Annotated in this window: 13 protein-coding genes and 1 riboswitch; of the genes, 2 read left to right on the top strand and 11 right to left on the bottom strand. The window is 68.4% G+C overall.

The window, feature by feature from the left end:
- Positions 1-23 precede the first annotated feature (23 nt).
- The gene (locus tag LGM89_RS08360) at positions 24-905 is read right to left on the bottom strand and encodes a Dyp-type peroxidase (protein WP_226204169.1); all 882 of its coding nucleotides are present in this window, start codon (positions 903-905) and stop codon (positions 24-26) included.
- A 482-nt stretch (positions 906-1,387) separates the two neighbouring features.
- Here LGM89_RS08360 and LGM89_RS08355 point away from each other — a divergent pair, with 482 nt between their 5' ends.
- The gene (locus LGM89_RS08355) at positions 1,388-3,250 is read left to right on the top strand and encodes an ABC transporter ATP-binding protein (protein WP_089497453.1); all 1,863 of its coding nucleotides are present in this window, start codon (positions 1,388-1,390) and stop codon (positions 3,248-3,250) included.
- Positions 3,251-3,330: 80 nt separating this feature from the next.
- Here LGM89_RS08355 and LGM89_RS08350 read toward each other — a convergent pair whose 3' ends face one another.
- The gene (locus tag LGM89_RS08350; RefSeq protein ID WP_226272828.1) at positions 3,331-4,302 is read right to left on the bottom strand and encodes a phosphatase PAP2 family protein; all 972 of its coding nucleotides are present in this window, start codon (positions 4,300-4,302) and stop codon (positions 3,331-3,333) included.
- A 187-nt stretch (positions 4,303-4,489) separates the two neighbouring features.
- Here LGM89_RS08350 and LGM89_RS08345 point away from each other — a divergent pair, with 187 nt between their 5' ends.
- Positions 4,490-5,203: a riboflavin synthase subunit alpha gene (locus tag LGM89_RS08345; RefSeq protein WP_089497455.1), complete on the top strand. Its 714-nt coding sequence runs from the start codon at positions 4,490-4,492 to the stop codon at positions 5,201-5,203.
- A 13-nt stretch (positions 5,204-5,216) separates the two neighbouring features.
- On the opposite strand, the gene LGM89_RS08340 is transcribed toward LGM89_RS08345, so the two are convergent.
- The 9 genes from LGM89_RS08340 to LGM89_RS08300 form a co-directional block, all read right to left on the bottom strand.
- Positions 5,217-5,828: a shikimate kinase gene (locus LGM89_RS08340; protein ID WP_226272827.1), complete on the bottom strand. Its 612-nt coding sequence runs from the start codon at positions 5,826-5,828 to the stop codon at positions 5,217-5,219.
- Positions 5,829-5,898: 70 nt separating this feature from the next.
- Positions 5,899-7,140 carry a voltage-gated chloride channel family protein gene (locus LGM89_RS08335; protein WP_089497457.1) on the bottom strand — a complete coding sequence of 414 codons (1,242 nt, stop codon included), beginning with the start codon at positions 7,138-7,140 and terminating at the stop codon, positions 5,899-5,901.
- A gap of 79 nt (positions 7,141-7,219) precedes the next feature.
- Positions 7,220-7,326: riboswitch (Fluoride riboswitch) on the bottom strand.
- A gap of 74 nt (positions 7,327-7,400) precedes the next feature.
- Entirely contained in the window at positions 7,401-8,420 is a 1,020-nt protein-coding gene (locus tag LGM89_RS08330; RefSeq protein WP_089497458.1) for a chemotaxis response regulator protein-glutamate methylesterase, read from the bottom strand.
- Positions 8,417-10,726, bottom strand: coding sequence for a hybrid sensor histidine kinase/response regulator (locus LGM89_RS08325; protein ID WP_089497459.1), 2,310 nt, complete (start codon positions 10,724-10,726; stop codon positions 8,417-8,419). Before LGM89_RS08325 ends, LGM89_RS08330 begins: the two co-directional genes overlap by 4 nt.
- A complete protein-coding gene (locus LGM89_RS08320; protein ID WP_226272826.1) occupies positions 10,723-11,430 on the bottom strand; it encodes a chemotaxis protein CheW in 708 nt (235 codons plus the stop codon). Before LGM89_RS08320 ends, LGM89_RS08325 begins: the two co-directional genes overlap by 4 nt.
- Before the next feature lie 45 nt (positions 11,431-11,475).
- Positions 11,476-12,885: a CheR family methyltransferase gene (locus LGM89_RS08315; protein ID WP_226272825.1), complete on the bottom strand. Its 1,410-nt coding sequence runs from the start codon at positions 12,883-12,885 to the stop codon at positions 11,476-11,478.
- Positions 12,882-13,349 (bottom strand): chemotaxis protein CheW, encoded by a 468-nt coding sequence (locus LGM89_RS08310; protein WP_264172501.1) that lies wholly within the window; start codon positions 13,347-13,349, stop codon positions 12,882-12,884. Before LGM89_RS08310 ends, LGM89_RS08315 begins: the two co-directional genes overlap by 4 nt.
- A 41-nt stretch (positions 13,350-13,390) precedes the next feature.
- A complete protein-coding gene (locus LGM89_RS08305; RefSeq protein WP_089497463.1) occupies positions 13,391-15,067 on the bottom strand; it encodes a methyl-accepting chemotaxis protein in 1,677 nt (558 codons plus the stop codon).
- Positions 15,068-15,191: 124 nt separating this feature from the next.
- Positions 15,192-16,325, bottom strand: coding sequence for a hybrid sensor histidine kinase/response regulator (locus tag LGM89_RS08300; RefSeq protein ID WP_089428075.1), 1,134 nt, complete (start codon positions 16,323-16,325; stop codon positions 15,192-15,194).
- Positions 16,326-16,790 lie beyond the last annotated feature (465 nt).

Here is a 16,790-nt window from a genome sequence, read left to right as displayed (position 1 = left end):
GTTTCGTCGAACCCGTCAGGCGCTTACAGACCGAGCGCGGACAGGTCGAGCTTGCCGTCCTTCAGCGGCGGGCACCAGAAATACGCGCCCGTCAGCGGCCGCGTGAAGCGAAACAGGCCGTCGACGATCCCGTCATCCGCGCCGCTCATCCGGCGCATCTGCACGTCGAACGCGCGGAACGAGCAGCCGAACGCGACGAAGTAGAGGCCCGCGCGACGCGCGTCCGACCACGGCGACGAACGGCGCAGCATGAACGCCTCGGGCTCGAAGCTTTCCTGCGCGGTGCGCTTCACGTGCGCGAATTCGGGCGCGTCGTCGAGTTCCTCGTTGTCCGAGCGGCGGCGCCCGACGATGTTGTCCATGTCGCCCGACGGAATGCGTTCCATCTGGTCGAAGTCGTGCAGCCATTGCTGGACCGCGACGAAGCTCGCCCCGTCGAGCCCGGCACCCTGCCCCGTCACGATCGCCGCGGCCACCGCGTCGTCGCCCTCCGGGTTCTCCGTGCCGTCCTCGTAGCCGGACAGGTCGCGATCGTTCGAATAGCGGAAGCCGTCGACCGCATCCTGCAACGCAAACGCCGGCGCCAGCGCGCGTTCGATCGCCCGTGCGCGCAGCACGAGCTCGCCGCGATCGTCGCCGCGCAGCCAGACCCACACGTCGGCCGGCGTCGCCGGCAGCGTGCGGTCCTTCACCGCGAACGCCGGGAATTCGGTCAGGCCCGGCACCGGGCGCCCAAGGTACGCCGCCAGCGCATGCCCGAACCCGACCACCGTGTCGCGTCCGTCGACGATCTCGCGCAGCGCGGCCAGCGCCGCCGCCACATTGCCGTCATTCGACATCGTGAAAGTGAGGTATCGGGCCGCCGAATCGATCGGGGTCAGGATGCCTTGCTGAACGTCGCTCATCGTTTCCTCAGGAATGTATCGTGGTGAATCTGCGAGGGCCGCGGCGGCGCGCGCCGCAGACGCCGAAGTTGCAATCGACGCGCGTGCCGGCTGCCGCACTGCGGAAAGGCCGCAAAAGAAGGGCCGAAACCTGGAATATTAACCGTATCGACGCTGCCACGCCGCATTCGTCAGACGTTGCGGCGCGCCCTTCACTGCTGATAGAATCTTTTCACGTCTTTTCGGCGTCCTTTCAACCGTTCACTTCAGGGGAGGTGCAGATGTTCCGAATGCCAGCCACCTTCCCGAACGTGGTCCCACGGCGCGGCTGATCCAGCCCGCCGTTCGCGCCGGCTCCCGAGTTTTCCGCTAACCCGTCAGCCGCCGTTTCCCGACAGCCCGTTTCGTTTTTCCGCCCGCGATGTTCGCGCGGTCCGGCTGTTGCGTTTTCGATGTTCTCCGAACCGGAAAGTCCCGTCGCGCGATGCGCCGGGCAACGATAAATGACCAGAAAAACCTCCCATCTGGGCGGCCAGGCATTCCAGGCCGTCTTCGGCTTTACCTTCCGCTACTGGCGCAAGCAGCCGGCGCGCACCGCCACGGTCGCGAGCCTGGCCCTGCTCGCCGCGCTCGCCGACGTGCTCACGCCGCTGTTCGCGGGCCGCCTCGTCGACGCGCTGTCGACCGGCCTGACCGACCGCGCCGCCGCGTGGCATGCGGCCCTCGTCGCGTTCGGCACGCTCGCGGCGCTCGGGCTCGGCGCGACGGTGCTGCGGCAAGGCGTCTACCTGAACATCATCACGCTCACGTTGAAGATGATGAGCGAGATCGCGGCCGCGTCGTTCCATCGCGTGCAGCGCTTCTCGACCGACTGGCACGCGAACAGCTTCGCGGGCTCGACCGTGCGCAAGATCACGCGCGGCATCTGGGCGCTCGACCTGCTGAACGACACCGTGCTGATCGCGTTGCTGCCGTCGGTCACGATGCTGGTCGGCGCCACCGTGCTGCTCGGCACGCACTGGCCCGTGATGGGGCTCGTCGTCGGCGCGGGTTCGCTGCTGTACATCACGGTGACGGTGGCCGTGTCGCTCGGCATCGTCGCGCCCGCCGCGCGGCTCGGCAACCTGTGGGACACGCGCATGGGCGGCGCGCTCGCCGATGCCGTAAGCTGCAACGCGGTCGTCAAGGCGTTCGGCGCGGAAACCCGCGAGGAAGCGCGGCTCGCGCGCGTGATCGGCAAGTGGCGGCAACGCACGCGCCGCACGTGGGTGCGCGGCACGCTCAACGGCGGGTTGCAGGGCGCGATGCTCGTCGCGATGCAGGCCGCGATGATCGGCGTCGCGCTGCGGCTGTGGGTGAACGATGAAGCGAGCGTCGGCGACATCGCGTTCGCGCTGACGATGTTCTTCATGCTGCAGGGCTACCTGCGCGACGTCGGCATGCACATCCGCAACCTGCAGCGCTCGGTGAACGACATGGAGGAACTCGTCGCGCTCGAACGCCAGCCGCTCGGCATCGACGATCGTCCCGGCGCGCCGGCGATCCGGATCGGGCAAGGCGAGATCCGCTTCGAGCACGTGACGTTCCGCTACGGCAACCATCCGGTGCCGCTGTACGACGACTTCTCGATGCGCATCGCGCCGGGCGAGCGCGTGGGCCTCGTCGGCCACTCGGGATCAGGCAAGACGACGTTCATCAAGCTGATCCAGCGCCTGTACGACGTGTCGGGCGGCCGCATCACGATCGACGGCCAGGACATCGCGCAGGTCAGGCAGGATTCGCTGCGCAGCCAGATCGCGATCGTCCAGCAGGAGCCCGTGCTGTTCCACCGCACGCTGGCCGAGAACATCGCGTATGCGCGCCCCGATGCAAGCCGGGCCGACATCGAGCGCGCCGCGCGGCTCGCCAGCGCGCACGACTTCATCGCCACGCTGCCGGACGGCTATGACACGCTCGTCGGCGAACGCGGGATCAAGCTGTCGGGCGGCGAACGCCAGCGGGTCGCGATCGCACGCGCGTTCCTCGCCGATGCGCCGATCCTGATCCTCGACGAAGCCACGTCGAGCCTCGACAGCGAAAGCGAGCTGCTGATCCAGCAGGCGATGGAGCGGCTGATGGTCGGCCGCACGACGCTCGTGGTCGCGCACCGGCTGTCGACCGTGCGCGCGCTCGACCGGCTGCTGGTGCTCGATCGCGGCAAGGTGATCGAGGAAGGCAGCCACGACGCGCTGATCCGGATCGAAGGCGGCATCTATCGCCGGTTGTTCGAGCGGCAGGCGCTGGAACTGGCGAAGGGCTTGATCGAGACGCCGCGACGCATGGTGAACGGTGACGCCGGCCCGCTGGGGGAGCCGGCGGAGGCTTGACGGAAACCCCAGCGCATCCGGGCGCGCGGCACACCGCCACCGCGCGCCCGGATGCGCTGCACGGGACATCGATGCGATCGTCAGGAATTCACCAGTCCGGTGCGTCCGTCATCGGCTTCGTTGCGGGGCGCCACGCGTTCCACCGTACGCTGGCTGGCAAACCACTTGCGAACGAGATAAATCAGCAGTACGCCGATCACGATCCCCGACAACACATCGCACAGGTAATGGCCGCCCTGCGTCGGCGTCGACACGATCATCATGCCGTTCAGCACGATGCCGACCGGGAAGACGAAGCGCACATGCCGCAGCGAATACGCGAAGCACAACGCAAGGATCGTGTGAAGCGACGGAAAGGAAATGAGCCCCTGGGACGACGCGAATGCCAGCTCCCGGACGACTCCGCTTCGCAACGGCGCGAAGTCCGATACGGTGGAAATCGTTCCGGGATCGCGAACGTCGAAGTGGAGAAACGCACTCTCGGCCGGCAGCCAGGCAGCAATCAGGATCGACACGATGACTGCGACGATAAATTGCACCGCAAACTCGGCGTAGTCTTCCGAGTTCGACGTCAGCGTAAGGATGATCGGGATCGCAAGAAGCTGGACACTGCCGGATGCATACGCGAATTGGAGCACGGCATGCCAACCCGGATTTGCCATCACCCATCCATACGTTTGCAGCCAGTGAAATCCGAGCGCGGCATCGATCGATACCAGCGCATCACTCACGAGCGGCAGATCGGTTGCTACAGCCAGATACTGAAGGAGCGCGCCGGCATGCATGAATACCGACATCAACGCGATCCACTGGATCGATTGCGCGACATTCTCGTAGAACGCCTTTCTGGCCGGCACTTTGTATGATGGGCGCGATGCGAGCCCGGACGCGACGGTGACGGCGAGGACAGCGGACAGCACTTGGGCGCTTTGCACCAGACTGCCCTTCGCAATCCGGAAATCGACGCGGCATGCCCAGATCACGTCGACGATTATCAGGCTGATGGTCACCAGCCACGCGGTCACGTAGATTTTCCGCATATTGTTCGACATACCCCTTTTCTCGTTCTTTTCTGCCGACCCTCGCAATCGCTCGCCGCGGCTTCGTGCCGTATTCCAGCGAGCGCTAGAGAATGACACGCCGCCGTCCGTCAGGCGACGCCGACCCATCCGGCCCCCGACGCCCCCTCTCCGGATCACTTATCATACCGGCTAGGCAATTTGCGACGAAAGGCAGATCATGTTTACAGGCATTGTTCAGGGTGTTGGCGTCATCAAGGCCATCAAGGATCACGGGGAACTGAGAACCTTCAGCATCGAATTCCCGGAGCGCTTTACCGACGACATCGAGATCGGCGCCAGCGTGTCGGTCGACGGCGTCTGCCTGACGGTGACGACCATCCATTCGCCGGAGCTGATCGACTTCGACGTGATGCTGCCGAGCCTGCGGATCACGACGCTGGCCGATCTCACGACGGGCGCGCACATCAACGTGGAGCGGGCCGCGAAGGATGGCGCGGAGATCGGCGGGCATCCGCTGTCCGGCCACGTCGATTTCACCGGGACCATCCGGCACATCGCGGTGTCCGAACACAACCGGATGGTGCGCATCGGCGTGCCGGAGGCGTTCAAGCGGTATGTGTTCGCGAAGGGCTATATCGCGATCAACGGCTGCAGCCTGACGGTGTCCGACGTCAACCGCGACGAAGGCTGGTTCGATGTCTGGCTGATTCCCGAAACGCGGCGCGCGACGACCTTCGATGCGAAAGGCGTCAACGACACGGTCAACATCGAGATCGAGCGCAGCACGCAGGTGGTCGTCGATACGATCCGGGAAGCGGTCAAGGAGACGCTCGGCGAACTGAACGGTGTCGTCACCGCGCTGCTGGCGGAGAAGGGCATCGATATCGAGGAACTGCTCGCGCGGAACGTCGCGAAGCTGCCGAAGGCGTGACGGAGCGGGAGTTTCAGGTCCGTCGCCGAAGCACCGGGATCAGCCGCCCGCTCGCGACCGGATCCGGACGGCCTTCACTCGACGGCATCGACGCCACGATATAGCGTTCGATGTCGGCCGCCACGTGTTCGGGTGGGCCGTCGCTCGCAAACCGCCTGCAGTTCAGGCGCATGAACGCGGGGAACCGATCGCGGATCTTGCGCATCTCGTCGGCGTCATTCGCATTCAGATAGGGCCGAGACATTTGCCGGCCCACGATCAGTTTCGCGCAGCGTTCGAGATCGAACGAAGGCAACAGGAGCGCGGTGAACCGGTCCGCCTCGATGCAATGGCGAAGCGCGGGATAGGCCGGCGCGACATCGTCCGGATACAGCATGAAACCGGACGAAACCGCGCAGATCGTGGGCACCGAAGTACTGCGCTTGAGTTGCTCGTACAGCCGAACGTTGTGCGACGCGTACGCGGCATAGCCGCGGTCCCGGATGAAATCGGCGATGTTCCCGTGCGCGGCCAGGAAGCATTGATCCACGTCGACGAACCGCCAATTCAGGCGCGCCGCGACGATCGCCCCGACCGTGGTCTTGCCGGCGCCGCCCGGCCCGATCAGATGTACCAGCAACGACACGCCCTCCCTCCGACATCGCATGCATCGCGCGCCCGGAGGAGCCGCGACAAATCCGCCTTCCGCGCACGCATCACTCCACCTCCACCCGCGCCCCCTTCCCCACCGCCACCCGCTGCGACCGGTAAATCCCCGCGTGCCCGGAAAACAGATAAGCGACGACACACGCGACGATCGCATACACGCCGATATCCGCGCCGAACAGTTCGATCGCCATGATCGTCGACGCGATCGGCGTATTGGCCGCGCCGGCGAACACCGCGACGAAGCCGAGCCCCGCGAGCACGGGCACCGGCAATGCCAGCACCTGGCCGAGCGCGTTGCCGAGCGTCGCGCCGATGTAGAACAGCGGCGTCACTTCGCCGCCCTTGAACCCCGACGCGAGCGTGACGACGGTGAACGCGAACTTGCCCGCGAAATCGTAGAGCGGCAGCGGGCCGTGAAACGCGGCCTCGATCGTCAGGATGCCGAGGCCGAGATACTGCGGCACGTTCAGCGCGGTGGCGGCCGCGGCCACCAGCAGGCCGCCGAGCACCGGCTGCAGCGGCGCATAGCGAACCACGCGCCTGAACCCCGCCGTCAGCGCATGCGTCGCAAACGCGAACAGCCGCCCGACCACGCCGAACGCGATGCCCGCGACGACCGTCACGGCCAGCCCCGTCGCCGACACGGCCGGCACGAATGGAATCGCATAGGCCGTGTGATGCACGCCCCACGCGCGACAGACGACGTCCGCGACGATCGCGGAGGCGACGCAGGTCAGCAGCGCGTCGTACCGCACGCGTCCGATCGCGAGCACCTCGAGCCCGAACACGGCGCCCGCGAGCGGCGTGCCGAACACCGAGGCGAAACCGGCCGCGATGCCGCCCATCAGCAGCACGCGGCGATGTTCGCGATCGAGGCGAAACACCTGCGTGACGCGATCGGCGAGCGCGCCGCCCATCTGCACGGCCGTGCCCTCGCGGCCGGCCGAGCCGCCGAACAGGTGCGTGACGACGGTCGCGACGAGCACGAGCGGCGCCATCCGCTTCGGCACCAGCGCCTTCGGGTCGTGAATCTCGTCGATCAGCAGGTTGTTGCCGCGCGCGACGGACTGGCCGAAGCGATGGTAGATCCAGCCGGTCGCGAAACCGGCGGCCGGCAGCCCCCACAGCAGCCACGGATGCGCGACGCGCGTGCCGGTCGCCCAGTCGAGCGCGATCAGGAACAGGGCGGAAGCCGTGCCGGCCAGCGTGCCGAGCAGGGCCGAGAGTGCGAGCCAGCGGCACACATAGCGCACGGTCGCGAGAAGATCGGCAGAAGTCGTGAAAAACATGATTTCCAGATTCGACGGAACATCAAAACCTGGGCGGCAGAAATCCGCATGGACGGCCTGCGACCTCCTGACGACCCAGGAACACGCAGGCATCATCAGCCGGGCGAACCGGCGGTTGAGGGCCGCACCGTGCGCAACAACGCGCCGAATACGACCGCAGGGAGGTATGCCATCTCCGCTGGCCGCCATTGTACGCGACGCCCCGCGCCGCCCGCAATGCGACTACGGCACGGGACGGCGCCGCCCGCCCCTCGGCGCCGTCAGTCGCGCAGCGGACGCGCGATGCGCGAGATCAACTGGGGCGCGATCCGCTCGAGCGGCAGGATCGCCGACGCCGCGCCGATCGCCGCGGCCGCCTTCGGCATCCCGTAGACGGCGCTGGTCGCCTCGTCCTGCGCGATCGTGTAGCAGCCCTTCGCGCGCATCGCCTTCAGGCCGAGCGCGCCGTCGCGCCCCATGCCCGTCAGCAGCACGCCGAACGCCTCGCCCTGCCAGCCGTCGGCGACGCTGTTGAAGAACACGTCGATCGACGGCCTGTACGGCGTCTCGACCGGATGCCGCGTATAGCCGAGCACGCCGCGCGGCGACAGGGTCAGGTGATCGTTGGTCGCCGCGAGCAGCACCTCGCCGGCCTGCGGCATGCTGCCCTGCCGCGCGACGCGCACCGGCAGCCGCGTATAGCCGTCGAGCCACTCGGCCATCCCGAGCGCGAACGCCTGGTCGACGTGCTGGACGATCACGATCGCCGCCGGAAAATCGGCCGGCAGCGCCCGCAGCAGCGCGGTCAGCGCGGTCGGGCCGCCCGCGGACGCGCCGATCGCAACGAGCGTCGGCTGGCCGCGCTCGGGCGCCGGCCCCGGCGGCACGAGCGCCGCGGTGCGGCTTTCGAGCAGCCGGCCGATCTGGTCGATCTTCGCGAGCAGCGCCTGCGGCGACGCGTCCGTCGACAGCCCGAGCGCGAGCGTCGGCGTGTCGACCGCATCGAGCGCGCCGGCGCCCATCGCCTCGTACACCGACGACGTGTTCGCGCTGACGCTCGCCGTCACGATCAGGATCGCGCACGGCGCACGCGCCATGATCCGGCGCGTCGCGGCCACGCCGTCGACCTTCGGCATCACGAGGTCCATCAGCACCACGTCGGGCGGATGCGCGACGCAGAAATCCACCGCCTCGTCGCCGTCGGTCGCGACCCACAGCACACGGTGGTCCGCGCGGAGCGCGATCACGCGGCGCAGCGCCTCCACGGCCAGCGGCAGGTCGTTGACGATGCCGATGTTCATCCTCGCGCGTCCCCGATCAGGTCATGCACGGCGTCGAGCAACGCCTCGTCGTGGAAGCTGCTCTTCGCGAGGTAGTAGTCGGCGCCCGCATCGAGCCCGCGACGGCGATCCTCGTCGCGATCCTTGTACGACACGATCATCACCGGCAACCGCTTGAGCATCGGATCGCCCTTGATCAGCGTGACGAGCTCGATGCCGTCCATGCGCGGCATGTCGACGTCCGTGACGACGAGATCGAACCCATCGCTGCGCACCGCGTTCCAGCCTTCCATCCCGTCGACCGCGACCGTCACGTCGTAGCCGCGCTTTTCCAGCAGCTTGCGTTCGAGCTCGCGCACCGTCAGCGAATCGTCGACGACGAGCACGCGGCGGCGCCGGTCGGCGAGCGCGAGTTGCGGATCACGCGTGAGCCGCGCGAGCTGCCCGCCGCGCACGAGCTTGTCGACCGAGCGGATCAGATCCTCGACGTCGACGATCAGCACCGGGTCGCCGTTCTCGAGCAGCGCGCCGGCCGCGATGTTCTGGATCTTGTTCAGGCGGCTGTCGAGCGGCTGCACGACGAGCATCCGCTCGCCGAGGAAGCGGTCGACCGCGACGCCGTACAACTCGGGCTCCCCGCCGACGACCACGACCGCCGTGCTCGTGCGCGCGACGTCGGGCTCGCCCGCGTCCAGCAACTGGTGCGCGGCGACGAGGCCCGCGCGCCGGCCGTCGAACGGGAAATGCGGCTGCCCTTCGAGCACGTCGATGTCGTCGTGCGCGAGTTCGAGCGTGCGGCGCACGTGCGCGAGCGGAAACGCATACGGCTCGCCGCCCACTTCGACGAGCAGGCTGCGGATCACCGACAGCGTGAGCGGCAACTGCAGCACGAAGCGCATGCCCGCGCCCGGCTCGTTGAAGATCCGCACCGCGCCGCGCACGCCGCGCACCATCTCCTGCACCGCGTCGAGCCCGACGCCGCGGCCCGACACGTCGGTCACCGCATCGCGCATCGAGAAGCCCGGCAGCAGCAGGAATTCGAGCAGTTCCGGATCGGACAGCCGCGCGGCCGTCTCGTCGTCGGTCAGGCGCTGGCGCACGACGGCCGCGCGCAGCGCGTCCATGTCGACACCGGGCCCGTCGTCGATCACGCTGACCAGCAGCGAGCCGGCGCTGTGGCGCGCCTCCAGCGTCACGCTCGCCTCGGCCGGCTTGCCGCGCGCACGCCGTGCGTCCGGCGAATCGACACCGTGGTCGATCGCGTTGCGCAGCAGGTGGCCGAGCGGCGCGTCGAGCAGGTCGAGGATGTCGCGGTCGACCTGCGTGCCCTCGCCGACGATCGAGAAACGCACCTGCTTGCCGAGCGAGCGGGCGAGATCGCGGACGATGCGCGGATACGCGCGTGTCGCGTCGCCGAACGGCCGCATCCGGCACTGCAGCGCTTCGTCGTACAGCTGCTCGGCGATATGCGTGCTGCGCCGCTCGAAACGGTCGAATTCGTCCATGCGCTCGGCGAGCGAACGCTGCAGGTCGTTGAGCATGTGCCGCACTTCGTTCATCGACGCGAGCATGCCCGCGTCGAGATCGTCGGCGAATTGTTCGTACATCAAATCGAGCGACCGGGCCGCGTCGCGCTGGGCGCGCTTCACGCGCAGCATCGATTCGGCGAACGGCTTGAGCCAGCGCGATTCGACCAGCGATTCGCCGGACAGGCTCAGCAGCCGGTTCAGCGTATCCGCACGCACGCGGCGCATCGCGCCGGCGCCGGCCACGCGGCCGGCCTGGGCCGGATCGGGCACGCCGCCCGATACCGCAAGCGGCGGCACCGCGGCGCTGGCCCCGACGGGTTCGTTCGCGGCACCGTCGTGCTCCCGAAACGGCACGACCGACGGCGGCACCGGCGGCGGGGCCGCGACCGCCGCCTGCATCGCCTGCGCGCCGTCGGCGCCGGTCAGCGCCGCCGCGAACACGTCGATCTCCGTCTGCGTGACGGGCTGCCCTTGCGGATCGCCGACGCGCACCAACAGATCGACGCCCGCCAGCAGCACGTCGACGTGCGTGGCCGTCAGCGCGATCGTGCCGGCCTGCGCGGCGACGAAGCACTCTTCCATCCGCCCCGCGATATCGACGCCGAGCGGCACGCCGACGATGCGCGCGGCGCCCTTCAGCGAATGCGCGGCGCGCATGCATGCCTCGAGCGCGACGGAATCGGGTTCGCCCGATTCGAGCGCGAGCAGCCGCTCGGACAGCGCCTGGGTCTGCGTGCGCGTCTCCTCGCGATACAGCTCGAGCAGCGACAGGTGGCTCAGGTCGTCATCGCCGCTCATCGCATGCTCCGTGTGACTGCGTCGAACAGGCGGTCGTCGTCGAGCAGGCCCACCGACTTGCCGCGCCACGACAGCACGCCGCGCGACAGGCCGGCGCTCGCGCGCCCGACCGTCGCCGGCACCGGCACCCAGTCGGCGGCGCCGAAGCGCAGCACGCCTTCGACTTCGTCGACCGGAAACACGACCGGCTCGCCCTGGTGCGCCGCCACCAGCAGCCGCGTGAAGCGGCCGTCGTCACCGTCGCTGCTGCCCTTGCCGGCATCGAGGCCGAGCAGCGCGCCGATCGAGATCGCGATGCGCAGCGTGCCGCGGATATTGACCACGCCGCGCACGGCCGAATGGCGGCGATGCGGCAGCGAATGAATCGGGCGCGTGCCGGCGATCTCGCGCAGCACGCCGATCGGCAGCGCGAGCCATTCGTCGGCCACGCGGAACGCCAGCGCCGCGTGGTGCGTATCGGCATCGGCGCCGTGCACGTGCGGCGCGCCGGGTGCGCTCATCCGGCGCGTGGTGTCGGCCATCTCGGCACTGTCGAGCGGGCGCTCGAGCAGCTTCGCCGCGTGATACGCGTACACCGGGCAGTTCAGGCAGCGCAGGCAGTCGTTCAGCCGCTCGCACGTGCGGTCGCCGCGCGTGCCGATCCGGTTCCAGCAATCGTCGACGTCGATCGTCGTCTCGTCAATGGCAGCGGCGGCGCGGTTCATGGATTCCTCTGGTCATCGCGGTATCGTTCCCAACCCATCGTCTTGTCAGCCGGCCGAGCGCCGTGCGCGCTCGAGCAGCCATTGCGCGCCCGCACGATCGCCGCCGACGTCGAGCAGCGTCGCGAGATGGGTCAGCGCTTCGTGGTGCGTGGGCCGCAGGTACAGCGCCTTCCGGTAGAAGTCGCCGGCTTCGGCGGCGCGTCCGCGCGCGTCCGCGATCAGCCCGTTCAGGTAGAACGCATCGGCATGCGGCCCGACGCGCGCCGAGAACTGCGCGAGCACGCGCTCGGCCTCGTCGAACGCGCCGGCATTCGCCAGCGCCTGCGCGTCTTCCAGCGTCGGCGCGGCGCGCTCCGCAACCGGTGCGTTCGACGCGGCCGGTTCGGCCGCCGTCACCGGCAGGTCGCCCCGTGCGTCGAACGCGGCCGCGTGCATGGCGGGCGGCGCCGCCGCGAACGGCTGACGCGTGTCGCCGAGCCACGCCGGCGGCGCGACCGCCAGCACCGAGCGCGTCGCCGCGAGCGGCGCGACCGTGAAACGCTCCGCGCGCCGATACGGCGCGGCCGCCGCCAGCGGCGCCGCCGGCCGGGCCGCGAATACATCGCCCGCCGCCGCGGCGGGCTCGCGATGAAACGCGAACGCCAGCGGCACGCGCGCCGAGCGCATCCCGTGCCGCATCGCGACGCCCGTTTCGGCGGGACCGACGAACAGCATGCCATCGTCGGCCAGACGCGCGTCGAGCGAGCGGATCACGCGATCCTGCGCGTCGCGATCGAAGTAGATCAGCACGTTGCGGCAGAACACGAAATCGTAGCGAATGCCGGTATCCAAGGCCGGTTCGACGAGATTCGACTGACTGAACTGCACGCACGCGCGCACGCGCTCGTCGAGCAGCCAGCCGTCGCGGGTCGGCGTGAAGTGCCGCGCGCGAAACTCCGTCGCGGTGCCGCGGAACGCATTGCGCCCGTAGCAGCCGAGCCGCGCCTGCTCGATCGCGCGCGTGCTGAGGTCGATCGCGTCGATCGTGAAGCTGGCCGGGTCGAGCCCCGCGTCGAGCAGCGCCATCGCCGCCGAATACGGCTCCTCGCCGGTCGAGCACGGCGCGCTCAGCACGCGGATCACCCGGCCGGGCAGCGCGGCGAGCCGCTCCGTCGCGAGCCGCGCGAGCGTCGCGAAGGCCTCGCGGTCGCGGAAGAACCAGGTCTCGGGCACGACGAACAGCTCGATCAGCGCACGCCGCTCGTCGGCCGACGCATTGAGCTGCTGCCAGTAGGCGTCGAGCGCGTCCTGCGTGACGGGCGGCCGCGCCGCCGACGGCAGGCGCTCGCCGTCCGCCTGCAGCGCGTGCACGCGTTCCGTCAGCGCGCGGGTCAGGAAATCGTTGCCGAGCGAATCGGGGTCGATGCCGGTCTCGCGCAGCAGCCAGCCGCGAAATCGCGATTCGGACTCTTTCATGCGGACTCTCCCCCGTGGCCCGGCAGGCCGTCGAACAGATACAGGCGCGCGACGTCGTCGATCAGGTCGGACACCGATACCTGCTGCACGACGCCATCGGGCGTATTCGCGACGGGCCCGAGCCAGCGCGTGCGTGCGGTCGAGATGCCGCTCGCGCGGAACGCCGCGCGGTCGATCCGCATCGTCTGCGTCGCGCGCTCGACGATCAGCCCGATCGTGCGCTCGCCCCCCGCTCCGTCCGCGCGGTAGCGGACCAACACGAGCCGCGTCGAGCGCAGCGCATGGGCGCGGCGCCCGAGCGCCAGCATCGGCACGTCGATCACCGGCACCGGCTGGCCGCCGCGCATCAGCAGCCCGGCGATCCAGTCGGGTGCGCCGGGCACGGCCTTCGTGACCGCGAGCGGCAGCACCTCGTCGATGCCGGCTGCGTCGAGCGCATAGCGCCCGCCATCGAGCTCGAACATCAGGAACAGCGCGTGGACGCCGTTCTGCGGGTCGGCGCGCGTCACGCGTCGACCTTGAAGCGCGACACGCTGGTGCGCAACTGGTTCGCGACGAGCGTCAGGTCGTCGATCGCCTGCGACGACTGGCGCAGCGACTCGGCCGTCTGCTGCGCGGCCTCCGACAGCTGCGACAGCGCCTGCGTGATCTGCTCGGCGCCGTTCGCCTGCGTCTGCATCCCTTCGTTGACCATCTGGAAGCGCGGCGCGAGCGTCTGCACCTCGGCGATGATCTGCGACAGCTGCCCGCCGACCTGCTGCACGTCGAGCATCCCGCGGCGCACTTCCTCGGAGAACTTGTCCATCCCCATCACGCCCGCCGACACCGCCGACTGGATTTCCTTCACCGTCTGCTCGATGTCGTAGGTCGCCACCGCCGTCTGGTCGGCGAGGCGGCGGATCTCGGTCGCGACGACCGCGAAGCCGCGGCCGTATTCGCCGGCCTTCTCGGCCTCGATCGCCGCGTTCAGCGACAGCAGGTTGGTCTGGTCGGCCACCTTGGTGATCGTCGCGACCACCTGGTTGATGTTCAGCGCCTTCTCGTTGAGGATCGCGAGCTTCGCGTTCACCGAACCGGCCGCGTCCATCACGCTGCGCATCGTCTCGCCCATCCGCGTGAGCCCGCTCTGGCTCACGCCCGCGAGCGTCGCCGACTGCTCGGCCACGCCGGCCACCTCGTTCATCGTGCGCAGCAGGTCGCGCGACGTCGCGAAGATCTCGCGCGAGGTCGCGCCGATCTCGGTCGTCGTCGCCGCGGTTTCGTTCGCGGTCGCCTGCTGCTCGCGCGACGTCGCCGCGATCTCGGCCACCGACGTCGTCACCTGCAGCGACGATTGCTGCGCGCGGGCGACGAGCTCGGTCAGCTCGTCGGCCATCCGGTTGAAGCCCGTCTCGAGCGTGCCGAATTCGTCGCGGCGGCGCAGGTCGAGGCGGCGCGTCAGGTTGCCGGTGCGCATCACGTCGTGCACCTCGACGAGCCGCGCCATCGGGACGGTCACCGACCGGTACAGCAGGTAGCCGAGCCCGAGCGCGGACAGCAGCATGATCGTCAGCGCGCCGACGAGCACGACCTCGGTGTCCTGCACGGATTCGCGGATCAGCTTCGCGGACTGCTCGGCGAACTTGCGGTTTTCCTGCACCAGCACGTTCGCGTTGCGCACGACCTCGGTCCACGCGGGCAGCACTTTCCCGTACGCGGCGACGGCCTCCTCGCGCGACACGCGGCTCTTCTGCACGGCATCGTTCAGCAGCGGCACGTAGTGGTCGAACGCGCCGCGGAACGCCGCGAAGCGCTGCCGGTCGTCGTCGCGGAACGTCGTGCTCTGATAGTCGACCGACAACGCCTCGACTTCCTTCAGCGCATCGGCGATTTTCGCTAGATCGCGATGCACGCTGTCGGGATCGGTTTCGACGAACGTCGCCTGCTGCAGCAGCATGAACGATTCGTTGACCGAACCGCGCAGCGACGATGCAAGGTAGACGCCGGGCAGCGAGTCGCGCTCGATGCTGACGGCTTCGCTGTTGATCGCGCGCAATCGCTCGTAGGACACGCCGGCTGTCACCAGCATCAGCACGAACAGCACGCCGAAGCTGAGCAGGATGCGATTGCCGAGCGTCAGCCGGGCAGCGCCGATCGTCGGATGCAGGCTTTCATTGGTCGCGCGGGGCGTCACGGTGGCCATGTTCGTTATGGGCTTTATAAAATCAGCGTTGAAAAAATCCACGCCCGCCGGCGCGCCGGACGGCGCACCACGAGCACATCAGGGTCTCTCGGGCAGCACGGCGCCGGCAGGCCGCGCCGCGACATCACCGCTCCGCTTGCGCCGGCAGCCGAAGCGCGACCATGAAGCCGCGCGCGGTATTGCGCATCAGGATCTGGCCGCGATGCCGCGCCGCCGTCGCGCGGACGAACGCGAGCCCGAGGCCGAAGCCGCCGCGCGCCGCGCCATGCGCGGATTCGAGCTGCACGAACGACTCGGTCGCGGCCGTGCGCTGCGCCGGCGCGATTCCCGCGCCGGTGTCCTCGACACCGATCAGCCAGGCGCCGTCCTCGCTGCCCAGCGTGCAGTGCACGTCCGTGCCGGCCGGGCCGTACTTCAGCCCGTTGTCGATCAGGTTCGCGACCGCGCGCGTCAGCATCATGCGGTCGCCCATCGTCACGCATTCGGTATCGGGCACGTGCGCGGCGACCCGGCTGCCGAGCCCGGCCGCCTTCTCCCACAGCTGGTCGACGGCGTCGAGCACGATCTCGTTGAGACTCACGACCTCGTGCGCGCGGCGCTCGGACTGCGCGCGGGTCAGGTGGATGAAGCCGTCGGCGAGCGCGAGCGCGCGCCGCGCATGGCCGGCAATGCGCTCCATGATCGCCGGCATCTCGCCGTGCTCGGTCCGGTAAACGTCGAGCAGCGCGAGGATCGACGTCTGCGGCGAACGCATGTCGTGCGACAGGAAATCGAGCGCCTCGTCGCGCTGCCGGGACATCAGGTAGGAATTCGAGTGATAGCGGATGCGGGCAGCCAGCTCCATCGCGTCGGGGAGCTTCACCAGATAGTCGTTCGCGCCGGCGATGAACGCCTCGCGCTTGACGATCGGCTCCTCCTTCGCGGACAGCACGATGATCGGCACGCGAGCGGTGCCGGCGTCCGCACGCCACGCGCGGACCAGATCGAGGCCGTCGATCTCCGGCATCACGAGATCCTGCAGGATGACCGTCGGCTTCACGTCGCGCGCGACCGCCATCGCCCGGTGCGCGTCGGTGCACACGTGCAGGTCGATGTCATGTTCGCTGCGCAGCGCGCGGCGGATCACCTCGCCGACGAACGGTTGATCGTCGACGAGAAGGACCGATAACCCCGATTCAAGACAATCCGAGGCATTATCACCGCTCGATTCTTTCATAAATACAGTTTCAAACGCCGATTCTCCAATCGATTCTTTCATAGGAGTTGTTTATCAGACTTGGACGCTATCTTATTTCAGCGGTTGAAAACCCCGCCTGATTCCGCCGAATTGGCCTGTCGGCACCGCCTTGCAGGGTTTTGGACGCCGATTTCTCCCCGTTGGCGGCCGTATTACCTCCGCATCCTTTCTCTCAATAAACATAACCGGCTGATTCTAAATGAAATTAGAACACAGCATCTATCTCAATCCGGTTTAGTTTTGCCAAATATGCAGAAAGAGACGGAAACAGTTAAATCGGATCATTTCCGCATTCGAAACACGATAACGTTTGCGAGACCCGCGCGATAAGGCTTGCATGCGCTGCAAGGCTGCCTGCCGCCGCATTTGAGGGCCGGATGAATATCCGTCGAATCGGCGGGCGCGCGAAAGAAAAAAGCGCGCCGGGCAACGATCGACCGGGCGCGCTTCGGGCCGGCTGACGCCGGCCGCTCGATGGCGACGTGA

Origin of the sequence: Burkholderia sp. AU31624 (genome assembly GCF_020420065.1) — a bacterium.
GTDB lineage: Bacteria > Pseudomonadota > Gammaproteobacteria > Burkholderiales > Burkholderiaceae > Burkholderia.
The sequence above is the reverse complement of the archived record's forward strand: the minus strand, read 5'-3'. Positions and strand labels throughout refer to the sequence as shown.

Coding starts and splice junctions, on each gene's coding strand:
- LGM89_RS08305 (WP_089497463.1), bottom strand. CDS start 15,067: ATGGCCACCGTGACGCCCCGCGCGACCAATGAAAGCCTGCATCCGACG.
- LGM89_RS08315 (WP_226272825.1), bottom strand. CDS start 12,885: ATGAAAGAGTCCGAATCGCGATTTCGCGGCTGGCTGCTGCGCGAGACC.
- LGM89_RS08330 (WP_089497458.1), bottom strand. CDS start 8,420: ATGAACATCGGCATCGTCAACGACCTGCCGCTGGCCGTGGAGGCGCTG.
- LGM89_RS08355 (WP_089497453.1), top strand. CDS start 1,388: ATGACCAGAAAAACCTCCCATCTGGGCGGCCAGGCATTCCAGGCCGTC.
- LGM89_RS08350 (WP_226272828.1), bottom strand. CDS start 4,302: ATGTCGAACAATATGCGGAAAATCTACGTGACCGCGTGGCTGGTGACC.
- LGM89_RS08300 (WP_089428075.1), bottom strand. CDS start 16,325: ATGAAAGAATCGATTGGAGAATCGGCGTTTGAAACTGTATTTATGAAA.
- LGM89_RS08310 (WP_264172501.1), bottom strand. CDS start 13,349: ATGTTCGAGCTCGATGGCGGGCGCTATGCGCTCGACGCAGCCGGCATC.
- LGM89_RS08360 (WP_226204169.1), bottom strand. CDS start 905: ATGAGCGACGTTCAGCAAGGCATCCTGACCCCGATCGATTCGGCGGCC.
- LGM89_RS08345 (WP_089497455.1), top strand. CDS start 4,490: ATGTTTACAGGCATTGTTCAGGGTGTTGGCGTCATCAAGGCCATCAAG.
- LGM89_RS08335 (WP_089497457.1), bottom strand. CDS start 7,140: ATGTTTTTCACGACTTCTGCCGATCTTCTCGCGACCGTGCGCTATGTG.
- LGM89_RS08325 (WP_089497459.1), bottom strand. CDS start 10,726: ATGAGCGGCGATGACGACCTGAGCCACCTGTCGCTGCTCGAGCTGTAT.
- LGM89_RS08320 (WP_226272826.1), bottom strand. CDS start 11,430: ATGAACCGCGCCGCCGCTGCCATTGACGAGACGACGATCGACGTCGAC.